The organism is Pseudomonas sp. AD21 (assembly GCF_002878485.1).
GTDB lineage: Bacteria > Pseudomonadota > Gammaproteobacteria > Pseudomonadales > Pseudomonadaceae > Aquipseudomonas.
Map to the genome: position 1 here is coordinate 22,251 of NZ_NQYG01000054.1, position 14,586 is coordinate 36,836.

Here is a 14,586-nt window from a genome sequence, read left to right on the forward strand (position 1 = left end):
TTTTCCTTGCATCAGACGTTGGCCTTACTGAGCCTCGGCTTCCGCTGGTTTATCACCGTGTGACAGGCTGTAAACATACGCTGCCAGCAGGTGCACCTTGTCATTGCCTTGCAGTTGTTCCTGCGCAGGCATCTGGCCCTGACGGCCGTAACGGATGGTCTGCTGCAGTTGCGCGAAGCTCGAACCGTAGATGAACGCGGCCGGGTGGGTCAGGTTGGGCGCGCCCATGGCTGGGGTGCCTTTGCCTTCCGGACCGTGGCAGGCCACGCAGTTGGCGGCGAACAGTTTCTGGCCGTTGGCAACGTCAGCCTTGGTGCCTTCCGGCAGCTTGCGGCCATCGAGGTTGCTCACGACAAAGGCAGCCACGTCGGCTACGCCTTGCTCGCCAATGACTTCGGCCCAGGCCGGCATCACCGCGTGACGACCGCCCATGATAGTGGTCTTGATGGTTTCCGGCTCGCCGCCCCAGCGCCAGTCGGCGTCGGTCAGGTTAGGGAAACCGTAAGCGCCCTTGGCGTCGGAACCGTGGCAGACCGAGCAGTTGGAGGCGAACAGACGGCCACCCATTTTCAGTGCTTGCGGATCCTTGGCGACTTCTTCGATCGGCATCGCCGCGAACTTGGCGAAGATCGGACCGAACCTGGCGTCCGAGCGAGCCATTTCCTTTTCCCACTCGTGCACGCCGGTCCAGCCGGTCTTGCCATTGGCGAACGCGGTCTGCTTGTCGTTATCGAGGTAGTTGTAGCCCGGCAGCAGGCCTTTCCAGTTGCCCAGGCCCGGGTACAGCACCAGATAACCCAATGCGAACACGATGGTGCCCACGAACAGCATGAACCACCATTTCGGCAGTGGGTTGTCGTACTCCTCGATCCCGTCGAAGGAGTGGCCCACGGTCTCTTCCGTCTGCTCGCTGCGCTGGCCCTTGCGGGTCGACAGCAGCAGCCAGGTCAGGGCGAAGATCGTACCGAGACTGAGGACTGTGACGTACAGACTCCAGAATGTAGTCATTCTTTGTTACTCCTAGAAGCTTGCTCGACGTGCTTGATGGCTTCGGGATCATCCGCAAAAGGCAACAAGGTCGCGTCTTCGAACTCCGACTTGCGCTTGGGGCTGAACACCCACAGCGCCAGACCGATGAAGGCCACCATCACAACGACGGTGCCCAGGCCACGAATCATCCCGATATCCATTAAGAATCACCGTTTGCTTTTGATGATGGTGCCCAGGCCTTGCAGGTAGGCCACCAGCGCGTCCATTTCGGTTTTGCCCTTCACGGCGTCTTTTGCCCCGGCGATGTCTTCGTCGGTGTAAGGGACGCCGAGCGTGCGCAACACTTCCATCTTCTTGGCCGTGTCTTTGCCGTCGAGCTTGTTTTCCACGAGGAACGGGTAAGCCGGCATTTTCGACTCAGGTACCACGTTGCGCGGGTTGTACAAGTGCGCACGCTGCCAGTCATCGGAGTAACGACCGCCAACACGGGCCAGGTCCGGACCGGTACGCTTGGAACCCCACAGGAACGGGTGGTCCCAGACGCTTTCACCGGCGACCGAGTAGTGGCCGTAGCGTTCGGTTTCGGCGCGGAACGGACGGATCATCTGCGAGTGGCAGCCGACACAGCCGTTGGCGATATAGACGTCGCGGCCTTCCAGCTCCAGCGCCGAACGCGGCTTCATGCCTTCGACCGGCTTGTTGGTGACGTCCTGGAAAAACAGCGGAACGATCTGGGTCAGGCCGCCAATGCTGACGGCAATGACCATGAAGAAGGCCAGCAGGCCAATGTTCTTCTCGACAGCTTCATGCTTCATCAGTGAGCTCCAACGACAGCGATCTGGGCGGCGGCTTCGGCTTCAGCCGGGTTCGAGGCGCGCACGGTGCGCCAGACGTTGTAAGCCATCAGGAACATGCCGCTGGCGAAGAATGCGCCGCCCAGGGCACGGACGATGTAGCCCGGGTGGCTGGCCTGCAGCGCTTCGACGAACGAGTAGGTGAGGGTGCCGTCATCGTTGATTGCACGCCACATCAGGCCCTGGGTGATGCCGTTGACCCACATCGAGGCGATGTACAGCACGGTACCGATGGTCGCGAGCCAGAAGTGTGCGTTGATCAGACCGACGCTGTGCATCTGCGCCCGACCGAACAGTTTCGGGATCATGTGGTAGATCGCGCCGATCGAAATCATTGCTACCCAACCGAGAGCGCCGGCGTGAACGTGGCCGATGGTCCAGTCGGTGTAGTGCGAGAGCGAGTTGACGGTCTTGATTGCCATCATCGGCCCTTCGAAGGTCGACATGCCGTAGAACGCCAGGGAGACCACGAGGAAGCGCAGGATCGGGTCGGTGCGCAGCTTATGCCAGGCGCCCGACAGGGTCATCATGCCGTTGATCATGCCGCCCCAGCTTGGTGCCAGGAGGATGATCGACATCGCCATGCCCAGCGATTGTGCCCAGTCCGGCAGTGCGGTGTAGTGCAGGTGGTGCGGGCCGGCCCAGATGTACAGGGTGATCAGTGCCCAGAAGTGCACGATCGACAGGCGATAGGAGTAGATCGGACGTTCGGCCTGTTTCGGCACGAAGTAGTACATCATCCCCAGGAAACCGGTGGTCAGGAAGAAGCCCACGGCGTTGTGGCCGTACCACCACTGGATCATCGCGTCTGTCGCACCGGCATAGGCCGAGTAGGACTTGAAGAAGCTCACCGGCAGGGAAGCGTGGTTGACGATGTGCAGCATCGCCGTGACGACGATGAACGCGCCGTAGAACCAGTTACCGACATAGATGTGCTTGGTTTTGCGCTTGGTAATAGTGCCGAAGAACACCAGCCCATAGGAGACCCAGACAATCGCCAGCAGAATGGCGAGTGGCCATTCCAGCTCCGCGTATTCCTTGGTAGTGGTGTAACCCAGCGGCAAGGTAATGATCGCGCCGACGATGACCGCTTGCCAGCCCCAGAAGGTGAAGGCCGCGAGGCTGTCGGAAATCAGTCGCGTCTGGCAGGTTCGCTGCACGACATAGTAGGAAGTGGCAAACAGTGCACAACCACCGAAGGCGAAAATCACCAGGTTTGTGTGCAACGGGCGCAGGCGTCCAAAGCTCGTCCACGGCAGACCGAAGTTCAACTCCGGCCAGACCAGTTGCGAGGCAATGAAGACACCGAGCCCCATGCCAAGGATCCCCCAGACCACCGTCATGATGGCGAACTGGCGGACTACCTTATAGTTATAAGCAGTCGGACTGATTGCTGTGCTCATTCTAAGGTTCCACGGTTTGGGTGTTTTATTAGGATTAAAATCGGCCGCAAGTATGCAGAGAGCAGGGGGTCATTGCAACGCGCCATGACCTGGGTCAATGCTTTCCAACGCTGATTCTGCGGCCTTTCCATACGCCGCGTAAGGACAAAATTGGCCTCGGACAAAATGTCGCAGCGGACGAAAAAAGCGAGGGGTTCAGGTCACTTGTAACGGGGTGTGTTCGAACGCAGTGATCGGGTGACGGACGGTCATTGGCGCGACAGCCGGTATCTACCGGGCTTTGCGCCCTGTCAGTCAGGCGATTTGTCGAACACATCGCTCAAGGTCGACCTGGAACCGGCACGGGCCAGTCCGCATCGAGCAAGCGTAGACCCGAATCGGGGGATTCGAAAGGAGAGGGTGTGACGGGGTGCGACAATGCGTCGCAAAGGGGCTGGATGCTGCCGCACCGAGAATGGTGCGGCAGAGGTGTGTTCAATATTTTCTATTTGTTGTCTTCAGTAATCAGTTTATCTGTATTCAATCCGTGCGACAGGCTGTACACATAAGCGGCAAGCAATTGCACTTTATCGTTGCCCAGCAGTTCGTTCTGCGCCGGCATGTGGCCCTGGCGACCATGGCGAATGGTCTGCTCAAGCTGCGTCAGGCTGGTGCCATAGATAAACCCGGCCGGGTGCGTCAGATTCGGCGCCCCCATGGCTTCAGTGCCGTGGCCGGTTGCCCCATGACAGGCTACGCAGGTGGTGCTGAACGCCTGCTGTCCGGCTTGCAGGTCAGCCTTGCTGTCGGCGGACAATGGCAGACCGGCCAGTTCATGACGCACATAAGCGGCCACGTTTTTCACCCCGGCCTCGCCGAGCACTTCGCCCCAGGCTGGCATCGCCGCCATCCGGCCACCCATGATGGTGGTCTTGATGGTCTCGGCGTCGCCGCCCCAACGCCAGTCGCTGTCGGCGAGATTAGGGAAGCCGAAGGCGCCCTTGGCGTCGGAGCCGTGGCACACCGAGCAGTTGGAGGCGAACAGGCGGCCACCCATTTTCAGCGCCTGCGGATCCTTCGCCACTTCTTCCAGCGGCATGGCGGCGAACTTGGCGAAAATCGGCCCGAACTTGGCGTCGGCCTTGTTCATCTCTTTTTCCCACTCGTGGACGCCGGTCCAGCCATCCTCGTAACCGGGCAGGATGCCTTTCCAGTTGCCCAGGCCCGGATAAAGGATCAGATAGCCCACGGAAAACACCAGCGTGCCGGCGAACAGCATGAACCACCACTGCGGCAGCGGGTTGTCGTACTCCTCGATGCCGTCGAAGCTGTGGCCCATGGTCTGGTCGACGCTGCCCTTGGTCTCGCCCCGGCGGGTGCCGATCAGCAGCCACGTCAGGCCGATCAGGCTGCCGATGGTCAGTACGCAGATCCACGTACTCCAGAAGGTGGTCATGGCCGGGTACTCCTTGTTTCAGATGCGGGGGTAGTGTCGGGTTGCGGTTCATCAGCGAACGGCAGCAGACGTGCTTCGGCGAACTCCGGGGTGCGCTTGCGGTTGAACACCCACAAGGTCAGGCCGACGAAGGCCACGAACACCACGACCGTGCCGAGGCCACGAATCAGGCCTGCACTCATTTCAATGACCATCGTGCTCACCTCTTGCTCTTGATCGCAGTGCCGAGCACTTGCAGGTAGGAGACGAGGGCGTCCATTTCGGTCTTGCCCTTGAGGCTGGCTACCGCGCCGCTGATGTCGTCGTCGGTGTACGGCACGCCGAGGGTGCGCATGGTCTTGAGCTTGGTTTCGGTGTGGCTGCTGTCGACCGCTTGCGTGACCAGCCATGGGTAGGCTGGCATCTTCGATTCCGGCACGACGTTGCGCGGGTTGTACAAGTGCGCGCGGTGCCAGTCATCCGAGTAGCGCGCGCCGACCCGGGCCAGGTCCGGACCGGTACGCTTGGAACCCCACAGGAACGGGTGATCCCACACGCTTTCACCGGCCACCGAGTAGTGCCCGTAGCGTTCGGTTTCGGCGCGGAACGGCCGGATCATCTGCGAGTGGCAGCCGACGCAGCCTTCGCGGATATAGATGTCGCGGCCTTCCAGTTGCAGCGCGGTGTAGGGTTTCATGCCTTCCACCGGTTTGTTGGTCACGTCCTGGAAGAACAGCGGGACGATCTGGGTCAGGCCGCCGATGCTCACGGCAAACACCATGAGCAACATCAACAGGCCGACGTTCTTTTCAATCGTTTCGTGTTTCATGGCGGACTCCTCAGGCCATCTGCGCGGCAGCAACGACGTCAGCAGGCTGCGAGGCCCGCACGGTGCGCCAGGTGTTGTAAGCCATCAGGAACATGCCGCTGAGGAAGATCGCCCCACCAATCAGCCGCACGACGAAGCCTGGGTGGCTGGCCACCAGGGTTTCGACGAAGGAGTAGGTCAGCGTGCCGTCCTCGTTCACCGCGCGCCACATCAGGCCCTGGGCAATGCCGTTGACCCACATCGACGCGATGTAGAGCACGGTGCCGATGGTCGCGAGCCAGAAGTGCGCGTTGATCAAGCCGACGCTGTGCATCTGCGCTTTGCCGAAGATTTTCGGGATCATGTGGTACAGCGCACCGATGGAAATCATTGCTACCCAACCGAGGGCGCCGGCGTGTACGTGGCCGATGGTCCAGTCGGTGTAATGGGAGAGGGCGTTGACCGTTTTGATCGCCATCATCGGACCTTCGAAGGTCGACATGCCGTAGAACGCCAGCGAGACCACGAGGAAGCGCAGGATCGGGTCGCTGCGCAACTTATGCCAGGCGCCCGAGAGGGTCATCATGCCGTTGATCATGCCGCCCCAGCTCGGAGCCAGCAGAATCAGCGACATCACCATGCCCAGCGACTGTGCCCAGTCCGGCAGCGCGGTGTAGTGCAAGTGGTGCGGGCCGGCCCAGATGTACAAGGTGATAAGTGCCCAGAAGTGCACGATCGACAGGCGATACGAGTACACCGGACGTTCGGCCTGTTTCGGCACGAAGTAGTACATCATCCCGAGGAAACCGGCGGTGAGGAAAAAGCCTACGGCGTTGTGGCCGTACCACCATTGCACCATCGCGTCGGTTGCACCGGCGTACACCGAGTAGGACTTGGTGAAGCTCACCGGCAACTCAAGGTTGTTGACGATGTGCAGAATCGCCACGGTGATGATGAACGCGCCGAAGAACCAGTTGCCCACATAGATGTGCTTGGTCTTGCGCTGCATGATCGTGCCGAAGAACACGACGGCGTAGGCGACCCAGACGATGGTGATCAGGATGTCGATCGGCCATTCCAGCTCGGCGTACTCCTTGGAGCTGGTGTAACCCAGTGGCAGGCTGATGGCCGCCAGTAGGATCACCAGTTGCCAGCCCCAGAAGCAGAACGCGGCGATTTTCGGCGCAAACAATTGCGTCTGGCAGGTGCGTTGCACCGAGTAGAACGAACTGGCGAACAGCGCACAGCCACCGAACGCGAAGATCACCGCGTTGGTGTGCAGCGGGCGCAGACGGCCGAAACTGGTCCAGGGCAAATTGAAGTTGAGTTCGGGCCAGACCAATTGGGCCGCGAGAAAAACCCCGAGGCCCATGCCGACGATGCCCCACACCACCGTCATAATGGCGAATTGGCGGACCACCTTGTAGTTGTAGGCGGTACTGATAGAAGTGTTCATGGTTCCCCATCCACGGTTCAGCCGAAGTGAGCGCGCGCAAGACACGCGGCGAATCCTTCGTCTGGAGTTATAGGCAGACTAAAAGCGAGGCAAGCATGGACAAACAGCACAAGGCCAGTATTGACGGGGATCAATGGGCGCAGTGCGTGCGGGATCGTGGGTGGCTTTGGAACGCCGCCAGTGGTGAGGCTTCTGCGACGTTGATCCTTGCCCACGGTGCTGGTGCGCCGATGGACAGTGACTGGATGAACGATATGGCTCGGCGCCTTGCTGCACTGGGTGTGAACGTGTTGCGGTTTGAGTTTGCGTATATGGCGCAGCGGCGGGTTGATGGGGTGAAGCGGCCGCCGAATCCTGCTGCGAAATTGCAGGAATGCTGGCGTGAGGTGTATGCCGAGGTGCGACGTCATGTCACTGGGGTTTTGGCCGTGGGCGGGAAGTCTATGGGTGGGCGGATGGCGAGTCTGCTTGCCGATGAGCTTGGCGCGGATGCGTTGGTTTGCCTGGGTTATCCGTTTTATGCGGTTGGGAAGCCGGAGAAGCCTCGGGTTGAGCATTTGGCTTCTTTGCGGACGCGGACGTTGATTGTTCAGGGCGAGCGGGATGCGTTGGGGAGTCGGGGCGCTGTCGAGGCTTACGATCTATCGCCGAGTATTGAGGTGTTTTGGTTGGCGGCGGGGGATCATGATTTGAAGCCGCTTAGGGTTTCCGGGTTTACGCATGAGCAGCATTTGGCTGCCGCCGCGCAGAGGGTAGCCGAAACTCTCAAGGGTTCACCAAAATTCTGAACTCCATAGAGATCGGCTCCCTTTCCCCCTCGCCCCCTTGGGGGAGAGGGCTGGGGTGAGGGGGTAAATCTCAGCCATCACACAGATCCAGAACTGGAAACCCGCTCGATGAAAACACCCATCCGCTGGACATCAAGAGCCGCCTCCCTGCTGCTCTGCCTGCTGTTCTGGCAACTCGCCGCCAGCCACCACTGGAACCTTGGCCTGATCACCTTCGCCAACGTGCCCACCCCATTGGCCGTAGTCGAAGCGGCGTTGGGCCTGGGCGATTCCGGCAAGCTGCTGCAGCACCTGAGCGCCAGCCTCGGCCGCGTGTTCGCCGGTTACCTCGCGGCATTGCTCATCGGCATTGCTTTGGGCCTGGCCATCGGCCGCTCGAAATGGGCCGAAGACCTGCTGCTGCCACCGCTGGAAGTGCTGCGGCCGATCCCGGCGGTGGCGTGGATTCCGCTGGCGATCCTGATGTTTCCCTCGTCGGAACTGTCGATGGTGTTCATCACCTTCACCGGCGCGCTGTTCCCGATCCTGCTCAACACCGTGCACGGCGTCGAAGGCGTCGATCCACGCCTGATCGCCTCGGCGAAAAGCCTTGGGGCAGGGCGTCGGGCGATCTTGCTCGAAGTGATTTTGCCGGGGGCTGCGCCGAGCATCATCACTGGCCTCGCCATCGGCATGGGTACTTCATGGTTTTGTCTGGTCACCGCCGAGATGATCTCCGGCCAGTTCGGCATCGGCTACTACACGTGGGAGTCCTACACCATTCAGAACTACGCCGACATCGTCGTCGGCATGCTGCTGATCGGCGTGCTGGGCATGGGCAGCAGCCTGTTGATCAAGCGGCTGGGCGGGCTGTTCACGCCTTGGCACCGACCACGAGGAAAAGCCTGATGAGCGCGATGCAAACCCCGGAAGGGCGGATCGATATTTGCCAGTTGTCGATCGTTCTCGGCGAAGGCCAACACGTTTTTGAAGCCGTGCAAGGTCTGGATTGCCAGATCGAACCGGGCCAGTTCGTGTGCATTCTCGGCCCGTCCGGTTGCGGCAAGTCGACCTTGCTCGGTGCACTGGCCGGGCACTTGAGCGTCCACACCGGTAGCCTGAAAGTGGATGGTGGCGAGGTCTCCGGGCCGTCGCCGCAACGCGGCATGGTGTTCCAGCATCACACGCTGTTCCCGTGGCGCACGGTGCGCGACAACGTCGCCTTCGGCCTGAAGATGCGCGGCATCGGTAAGGCTGAGCGGCATCGCGCCGCTGACGACATCCTCAGACTGGTGGGCCTCGACGGCTTTGCCGAACGCTGGCCCGATCAACTGTCCGGCGGCATGCAGCAGCGGGTGGAGATCGCCCGGGTGCTGGTCAACCGTCCGCGCCTGTTGCTGATGGACGAACCGTTCGGCGCACTGGATGCCTTGACCCGCCTGAACATGCAGGAACTGCTGCTGGACATCTGGACACGGATTCGCACCACGGTGGTGTTCGTCACCCACGACATCGACGAGGCGCTGTTCCTCGCCGACCGCTTGCTGGTGATGAGCGCGCGACCGGGGCGAATCATCGAAGACCTGCGCCTGGACTTCCCGCGTCCGCGCACCACTGAGCTGGTCACCAGCCCCCAATTCTCGCAGCTGAAGCGCCATTGCCTCGACCTGCTGCGCCACGACAACGACCGACCGCTGCCGCGCCTTAACCCGCTCGGCCTGCCTCCCGAAAACCCCTTGCCGCGATTTGCCCTATGACCTCTATTTTTGCTGTGACCGATAACGATGAAATCCTCGCCCTGCAACCGCGCCTGACCGCCGACGATGCCGGCGTGCGGCGCATTGCGCTGATTGATCTGGCGGATCTGGAAGAGCCCGATGGCTTGCTCTGGCTGGTTGATCGCCTCGGCCAGGATCCTGCCGAAGAAGTCCGCGCTGAAGCTGCGCGGTTGCTGGAGGCCTGGGAAGATGAACCCGTTGTTCAAGCCCTGTGCGAAGCGCTGACTGATCCATCGTCGGCCGTGCAATCGGCGGCCGCGCAAAGCCTTAGCCTGCTCAAGAGCGAAGCCGCAGGCCGGGTGATTCTGCCGTGGACCGGGCACACCGAAGTCAGTGTGCGGATCGCCGCATTCCGCGCCTTGCGCGAATTGCGTTTCGCTGACGCCGCGCCGGCTGCTGTCGCGGCACTCGACGATGCCGACGCCAACGTACGCCGCGAAGCCGTCGGCGTGCTTGGCTGGCTCAAGCAGCTCGATGCGTTGCCGGCATTGGCCCGGTTGGCCAGCGATGATCCGGACACCGAAGTGCGCCGCGCCGCCACCGGCGCTCTCGGTCTGGCATCCGGCGCTGAAGTGCTGCCGGCGCTGCGTCAGGCCTTGCAGGACAACGCCTGGCAAGTGCGCGAAGAAGCCGCGACTACTTTGGGTAAAGTCGGCCACACCGACGCCGGTCCGGCGTTGATCGAAGCCTTGAGCGATGACTACTGGCAAGTGCGCCTGCGCGCCACCCGCAGCCTCGGTCGCCTACGTTTTGCGCCGGCCCTGGACGCCCTGATCGAGACCCTCGGCCATCGCATCAGCAACCTGCGCAAGGAAGCCGCGCTGGCCCTCGGTGAACTGAATGATCGCGGCGCAATAGCAGCGTTGCAGGCAGTGCAGGATGACGGCGACCCGGAAGTGCGCAAAGCGGTGCGGATTGCCTTGAGTCAGTTGCAATGAATCCGCTGTCAGTGGGTAATTCGCAGAGCACTCAGACGTTGCGCCTGAGCTGGCCGGATGGTCGCGAGCAGCAGCTCAACCACGCCGAACTGCGCCGCCAGTGCCCGTGCTCGCAATGCCGCGCGTTTCGCCTGCGCGGCTCGACCCCATTGGTCGACGATCGTGTCCGCGTGATCGAACTCAACCCGCAGGGTTATGGCGTGCAACTGATCTTCAGCGACGGCCACCAACACGGGATCTACCCGTGGGACTATCTGGCAAACCTCACCCCTTGAGCCCTCCACAAATCCAAATGTGGGAGCGGGCTTGCTCGCGAAGGCGGTGGGGCAGTCAAAATCGATGTCGACTGATCCACCGCATTCGCGAGCAAGCCCGCTCCCACAGGGGAACAGTGTTTTTTCAGAAGGATTTGCTCAGGCTGGCGACGACAGTGGCGCTGCAGACGTCTTTGAAGCCCCAGTTGCTCAGGCATTGAGTCTGCGACAAATCGGTGTCGATGTAGCTCAGACCCAGCACCACCCCGGCCAGATTGTGTGTCAGTTTGACCTCCCATTCGCGGTAGCTGTCCTCGCCATGCCCGGACGCCGAGTACAGATGCGGATCCTTGAAGTCCATGTTGCCGTAACGCAGCTTCAGCCCCGAATCGTACGGCAGCTCGGTTTCATAACCGACATAGGTGTAGAGCGAACTCTGTTTGCTGTCGATTCCCGGTGCGTCGCTGGAGTAATACGCGCCTAGCTTCACCCCGTAGACGCCGAGAATCCCGTACACCTCACTCTGGTTGAACTGACTTTCCTTGGGATAGGTGTACTTGAGGTAACCGATATCCAGGCTGACATCCTCGGTCGCCTGCCACAGCCAGCCGGCGTAGAAGTCGACTTCCTGACGGGTTTTCAGACCTTCGCCGAAGTCGACGTTGGAACTCCAGGCCCCCACGTACAGACCGCTACTGTGGGCCAGGGTCAGGCCGGCCTGCACCGCCGGGTCATTCTGGGTTTGCGAGATGCCACGGGTGCGGTAATCGCTGGCCAGGGTCAGGTCGACCAGCACGGCGAAGTCGTCGTTCAAGGGGATCGCCTGGCTGCTCAAGGGCAGCAGGCTCAAGGAACTCAGGGCGAGCAGAGGCAAGGCTTTCATGTGAAGTCCCGATGTTGTGAATTTTATTGGGCAGAAAGAGAAACCTGTAGGAGGGCTGAGAATGCAATCTCAGCCACCTCGCAGAACCCGTGTGGGAGCGAGCTTGCTCGCGAAGGCGGCGTATCAGTCGCCATCAATGCTGAATGAAGCAGGCTCACTCCTACAGGGGGAATAGCGTTGTTGTTATTGGGTGGCGGTGTAGACCTGACGCCCGCCGAACCAGGTTTGCAGGACCTGGGTGTCGTGCAGGGCTTTTTCGTCGACGCTGAACACGTCGCGATCGACCACGATGAAGTCAGCCTGTTTACCCGCTGTCAGCGAGCCGATCTGTTTATCCAGGCCAATGGTTCGCGCCGCGTTGACGGTGTAGGCGTAGAACATGGTTTCGCGGTCCAGACGTTCGTCGGCGTTGAGCACGCCCATCGGGCCGACGCGGGTGATGGCCTGGGCCATGGCGTTGAACGGATTGGGCGACGACACCGGCCAGTCGCTGGCGCCGGCAATCGTCGCGCCCTGTTTCAGCAACGAATGCGCCGGGTACTGATAACGGAAGGCGAGGGCGCTGACGTAGGGCTTGATCATGTCGGTGGTGTAGTCGTCGGCGCTGGCCCACAGCAGTTGCATCGAGGCGATCACGTTCAGCGGCTTGAAGCGGGCGAACTCTTTCGGGTTGACCATCTGCAGGTGGGTGATCGAGTGAGTGATGCCGCTCTGGCGGTCCTTGCGCGCCTGCTCGATACCGTTGAGCGATTCACGCACCGCGCGGTCGCCGATGGCGTGGATGTGCACCAGCCAGCCACGCTGGTCGATGGCACTGACCAGTTCGCCGAAATGTTGCGGATCGATCAGCAGTTCGCCCTGTTTGTGCGAGTTGCTGTACGGATCGATCATCGCCGCGCTCTGCGCCGGGTACTCGATCACGCCGTCGGCGAAGATCTTGATCCCGGGCAGGGTCAGGTTGGGGATGCCCTGAAACTGTTGGCGCACTTTATCCAGCGTGTCGAGGTCGGTGGGCAGGCTTTTCGGGTTGGCCACCAGCAGTGCGGCGACGTGGACGCTCATGTCGCCACTGGCCGACAGCGCTTTGTAGGCCGGCAGCACGCCGACGGTTTTTTCGGTAGGTTTGAGGGCGAAAACGGCCTCGCCCGGTGCAGCGTTGGCGGCAGGGTCCATCCATGCGGTGATGCCGAGGCTGTTGTTGAAACGCACGGCGGATTTGGCAGCCTTGAGCATGTCGGCCGGGCTTGGCACCGGCATTTTCGAGGCGACCCGATCCCAACCGGCATCGACCACAAAGCCATTGGGCTCGCCGTTGGCCAGTTTGCCAATGGTGTCTTTTTCCGCGTCGGGCAGGGTTTTCAGCAGCGCGGCGTCGATCCCGGCGCGCTTGAGCATGATGTTGTTGGCCCACGCGGTGTGGTGGTCGCTGCCGATGAACACCACTGGCACGTTGGCCCATTCGCCCTGGTTGAAGGTCTTGCCCAACGCTTCGGCCTGCGCCCAATAGGCCGAACTCATGCCGGCAATGCTCAGCACGTCACCGTGTCTGGCCTTGCCGTCTTCACGCCAGTCGCGCAGACGCTTTTGCAGTTCATCAAGGGCGACAACTTCGTCTTCCATGTTGGCCGAGACCATTTCCAGGCCGCCGAAAATCGCGTGGGAGTGGCTGTCGATCAAGCCGGGCATCAGGGTCTTGCCACCCAGATCGATCACCTGCGTGCCGGGTTCGATCAGCGCCTTGATCTGCGCATCAGTACCGACTTTCAGCACTTTGCCGTTTTCCACTGCCAGTGCCTGGACCTTCGGCTGTGAGCGGTCGGCGGTGAAAATCTTGCCGTTGACCAGCACCAGATCGGTGGCGGCCATGGCTTCCATCGAGGCAAAACTTACAGCGGTTACCAACAGACTCGGGATGAATCTTTTCATTGAAGATTTCCTTGTTATTGCGTCTGATGGCCAGATTAGTGGCTGACATCGGCCGACAGAACGCCTTCCTCACGAAAAACGTTTTTGCCTGAATGGAAAAAGCATGGACAAGTTGGGTGCACTGAAAATGTTCGTGGTCACCGCGCAACTCTGCAGTTTCAGCCGCGCGGCCGAGCAACTGGGCAAGACCCCGTCGGCCCTGACCAAAGCGGTCAATCACCTGGAGTCGGAACTCGGTGCGCGGCTGTTCGAGCGCAGTACGCGGCGGATTCTGCTGACCGAAATCGGCCGCGTGTACCTGGAAACCGCACGGCTGGTGTTGCAGCGGCTGGAGGAGGCCGGCGAGGAAATCGAGCAGTTGCAGCACGGTCTGCGCGGCAGCCTGAAAATCACCGCACCGCTGGCTTACGGGCGGGCGTTTCTCGATCAGGTGTGCGACGGTTTTTTGCAGCAATACCCGCAGATCAGCCTGCAAGTGGACCTGTGTGATGCGTTCGTCAATCTGCTGGAAAGCGGCTACGACCTGGCCTTGCGCGAGGGCCACGATGACTTGCCGGGGCTGATCGCCCGGGTGGTCGGCAGCAATCGTCTGGCGTTGTGCGGCAGCCCCGACTATCTGGCGCGCAAGGGTTTGCCGGTGACTCCGCAAACCCTTGAACAGCATGAGTGGCTGCTGTATCAGCATCCGTTGCTCAGCCGCGAGTTCTGGTGGGCCGAACGCGACGGCCAGCGCCTGAGCCTGGCGCAGCCGACGGCGCCGCGGTTGCGCAGCGACAATTACGACCTGCTGCTGGCCAGCGCTCTGGCCGGGCGCGGCTTGTTGCACACGCCGTTGTGGAGCGCCGCGCCGTACATTGCCGACGGGCGTCTGATGCGGGTCATGGCTGATTATGAAATCGACCCGGACACCTTCGGCCCGCACATTCTGGCGGTCTACCCGAGCCATCGACGGGCCACGGCCAAGGTTGTTGCCTTCATCGATTACATCGCCGAATTCCTCGCCGAACGCGGCCTTGGCTAACACCCCCGCACTGATCGTTCCCACGCTCCGGCGTGGGAATGCAGCCCGTGACGCTCCGCGTCACTGGACGCAGAGCGTCCCTAGAGGCATTCCC

Annotated in this window: 16 protein-coding genes; 6 read left to right on the forward strand and 10 right to left on the reverse strand. The window is 61.3% G+C overall.

Going from position 1 to position 14,586, the window contains the following annotated elements; translation table 11 throughout:
• Positions 1-24 precede the first annotated feature (24 nt).
• The 8 genes from ccoP (PseAD21_RS23390) to ccoN (PseAD21_RS23425) all read right to left on the reverse strand — a co-directional run bounded on the left by ccoP (PseAD21_RS23390) (position 25) and on the right by ccoN (PseAD21_RS23425) (position 6,925).
• On the reverse strand, positions 25-1,008 hold the full coding sequence (gene ccoP / locus PseAD21_RS23390; protein ID WP_102358141.1) for a cytochrome-c oxidase, cbb3-type subunit III: 984 nt from the start codon (positions 1,006-1,008) through the stop codon (positions 25-27).
• Complete coding sequence (locus PseAD21_RS23395) at positions 1,005-1,190, reverse strand: CcoQ/FixQ family Cbb3-type cytochrome c oxidase assembly chaperone (protein WP_003175465.1); 186 nt, start codon at positions 1,188-1,190, stop codon at positions 1,005-1,007. Before PseAD21_RS23395 ends, ccoP (PseAD21_RS23390) begins: the two co-directional genes overlap by 4 nt.
• A gap of 6 nt (positions 1,191-1,196) precedes the next feature.
• Positions 1,197-1,805: a cytochrome-c oxidase, cbb3-type subunit II gene (gene ccoO, locus PseAD21_RS23400; protein ID WP_024164411.1), complete on the reverse strand. Its 609-nt coding sequence runs from the start codon at positions 1,803-1,805 to the stop codon at positions 1,197-1,199.
• Entirely contained in the window at positions 1,805-3,247 is a 1,443-nt protein-coding gene (gene ccoN, locus PseAD21_RS23405) for a cytochrome-c oxidase, cbb3-type subunit I (RefSeq protein WP_102358142.1), read from the reverse strand. The genes ccoO (PseAD21_RS23400) and ccoN (PseAD21_RS23405) overlap by 1 nt, the downstream gene beginning before the upstream one ends.
• A 484-nt stretch (positions 3,248-3,731) precedes the next feature.
• A complete protein-coding gene (ccoP, locus tag PseAD21_RS23410; RefSeq protein ID WP_102358144.1) occupies positions 3,732-4,682 on the reverse strand; it encodes a cytochrome-c oxidase, cbb3-type subunit III in 951 nt (316 codons plus the stop codon).
• Positions 4,679-4,876, reverse strand: coding sequence for a cbb3-type cytochrome c oxidase subunit 3 (locus tag PseAD21_RS23415; RefSeq protein ID WP_102358145.1), 198 nt, complete (start codon positions 4,874-4,876; stop codon positions 4,679-4,681). Before PseAD21_RS23415 ends, ccoP (PseAD21_RS23410) begins: the two co-directional genes overlap by 4 nt.
• Before the next feature lie 5 nt (positions 4,877-4,881).
• The gene (gene ccoO / locus PseAD21_RS23420; RefSeq protein ID WP_003223389.1) at positions 4,882-5,490 is read right to left on the reverse strand and encodes a cytochrome-c oxidase, cbb3-type subunit II; all 609 of its coding nucleotides are present in this window, start codon (positions 5,488-5,490) and stop codon (positions 4,882-4,884) included.
• Positions 5,491-5,500: 10 nt separating this feature from the next.
• Positions 5,501-6,925 carry a cytochrome-c oxidase, cbb3-type subunit I gene (gene ccoN, locus PseAD21_RS23425; protein WP_034152830.1) on the reverse strand — a complete coding sequence of 475 codons (1,425 nt, stop codon included), beginning with the start codon at positions 6,923-6,925 and terminating at the stop codon, positions 5,501-5,503.
• Positions 6,926-7,020: 95 nt separating this feature from the next.
• Between ccoN (PseAD21_RS23425) and PseAD21_RS23430 the strand changes: the two genes are divergently transcribed.
• The 5 genes from PseAD21_RS23430 (at position 7,021) to PseAD21_RS23450 (ending at position 10,683) form a co-directional block, all read left to right on the forward strand.
• On the forward strand, positions 7,021-7,713 hold the full coding sequence (locus PseAD21_RS23430; protein WP_102358147.1) for an alpha/beta family hydrolase: 693 nt from the start codon (positions 7,021-7,023) through the stop codon (positions 7,711-7,713).
• 108 nt (positions 7,714-7,821) lie between these two features.
• The gene (locus PseAD21_RS23435) at positions 7,822-8,601 is read left to right on the forward strand and encodes an ABC transporter permease (protein WP_102358148.1); all 780 of its coding nucleotides are present in this window, start codon (positions 7,822-7,824) and stop codon (positions 8,599-8,601) included.
• Positions 8,601-9,449 (forward strand): ABC transporter ATP-binding protein, encoded by an 849-nt coding sequence (locus tag PseAD21_RS23440; RefSeq protein WP_102358149.1) that lies wholly within the window; start codon positions 8,601-8,603, stop codon positions 9,447-9,449. The genes PseAD21_RS23435 and PseAD21_RS23440 overlap by 1 nt, the downstream gene beginning before the upstream one ends.
• A complete protein-coding gene (locus tag PseAD21_RS23445; protein ID WP_102358151.1) occupies positions 9,446-10,408 on the forward strand; it encodes a HEAT repeat domain-containing protein in 963 nt (320 codons plus the stop codon). The genes PseAD21_RS23440 and PseAD21_RS23445 overlap by 4 nt, the downstream gene beginning before the upstream one ends.
• Positions 10,405-10,683 (forward strand): DUF971 domain-containing protein, encoded by a 279-nt coding sequence (locus PseAD21_RS23450; protein ID WP_102358152.1) that lies wholly within the window; start codon positions 10,405-10,407, stop codon positions 10,681-10,683. The genes PseAD21_RS23445 and PseAD21_RS23450 overlap by 4 nt, the downstream gene beginning before the upstream one ends.
• 124 nt (positions 10,684-10,807) lie before the next feature.
• On the opposite strand, the gene PseAD21_RS23460 is transcribed toward PseAD21_RS23450, so the two are convergent.
• Together PseAD21_RS23460 and PseAD21_RS23465 are read right to left on the reverse strand one after the other, a co-directional pair.
• Positions 10,808-11,545, reverse strand: a complete 738-nt coding sequence (locus tag PseAD21_RS23460) for a TorF family putative porin (RefSeq protein ID WP_102358154.1) — start codon at positions 11,543-11,545, stop codon at positions 10,808-10,810.
• A 183-nt stretch (positions 11,546-11,728) separates the two neighbouring features.
• Positions 11,729-13,471: an amidohydrolase gene (locus tag PseAD21_RS23465; RefSeq protein WP_102358155.1), complete on the reverse strand. Its 1,743-nt coding sequence runs from the start codon at positions 13,469-13,471 to the stop codon at positions 11,729-11,731.
• 103 nt (positions 13,472-13,574) lie between these two features.
• Here PseAD21_RS23465 and PseAD21_RS23470 point away from each other — a divergent pair, with 103 nt between their 5' ends.
• Positions 13,575-14,492, forward strand: coding sequence for a LysR family transcriptional regulator (locus tag PseAD21_RS23470; protein WP_102358156.1), 918 nt, complete (start codon positions 13,575-13,577; stop codon positions 14,490-14,492).
• Positions 14,493-14,586 lie beyond the last annotated feature (94 nt).

Excerpts from the sequence above, each read along its gene's own strand:
- PseAD21_RS23470 (WP_102358156.1), top strand. The coding sequence starts at position 13,575 with ATGGACAAGTTGGGTGCACTGAAAATGTTCGTGGTCACCGCGCAACTC.
- PseAD21_RS23440 (WP_102358149.1), top strand. The coding sequence starts at position 8,601 with ATGAGCGCGATGCAAACCCCGGAAGGGCGGATCGATATTTGCCAGTTG.
- ccoP (WP_102358144.1), bottom strand. The coding sequence starts at position 4,682 with ATGACCACCTTCTGGAGTACGTGGATCTGCGTACTGACCATCGGCAGC.
- ccoN (WP_034152830.1), bottom strand. The coding sequence starts at position 6,925 with ATGAACACTTCTATCAGTACCGCCTACAACTACAAGGTGGTCCGCCAA.
- ccoO (WP_024164411.1), bottom strand. The coding sequence starts at position 1,805 with ATGAAGCATGAAGCTGTCGAGAAGAACATTGGCCTGCTGGCCTTCTTC.
- ccoN (WP_102358142.1), bottom strand. The coding sequence starts at position 3,247 with ATGAGCACAGCAATCAGTCCGACTGCTTATAACTATAAGGTAGTCCGC.
- PseAD21_RS23460 (WP_102358154.1), bottom strand. The coding sequence starts at position 11,545 with ATGAAAGCCTTGCCTCTGCTCGCCCTGAGTTCCTTGAGCCTGCTGCCC.
- PseAD21_RS23445 (WP_102358151.1), top strand. The coding sequence starts at position 9,446 with ATGACCTCTATTTTTGCTGTGACCGATAACGATGAAATCCTCGCCCTG.
- PseAD21_RS23435 (WP_102358148.1), top strand. The coding sequence starts at position 7,822 with ATGAAAACACCCATCCGCTGGACATCAAGAGCCGCCTCCCTGCTGCTC.
- PseAD21_RS23415 (WP_102358145.1), bottom strand. The coding sequence starts at position 4,876 with ATGGTCATTGAAATGAGTGCAGGCCTGATTCGTGGCCTCGGCACGGTC.
- PseAD21_RS23430 (WP_102358147.1), top strand. The coding sequence starts at position 7,021 with ATGGACAAACAGCACAAGGCCAGTATTGACGGGGATCAATGGGCGCAG.
- PseAD21_RS23395 (WP_003175465.1), bottom strand. The coding sequence starts at position 1,190 with ATGGATATCGGGATGATTCGTGGCCTGGGCACCGTCGTTGTGATGGTG.
- PseAD21_RS23465 (WP_102358155.1), bottom strand. The coding sequence starts at position 13,471 with ATGAAAAGATTCATCCCGAGTCTGTTGGTAACCGCTGTAAGTTTTGCC.
- ccoO (WP_003223389.1), bottom strand. The coding sequence starts at position 5,490 with ATGAAACACGAAACGATTGAAAAGAACGTCGGCCTGTTGATGTTGCTC.
- PseAD21_RS23450 (WP_102358152.1), top strand. The coding sequence starts at position 10,405 with ATGAATCCGCTGTCAGTGGGTAATTCGCAGAGCACTCAGACGTTGCGC.
- ccoP (WP_102358141.1), bottom strand. The coding sequence starts at position 1,008 with ATGACTACATTCTGGAGTCTGTACGTCACAGTCCTCAGTCTCGGTACG.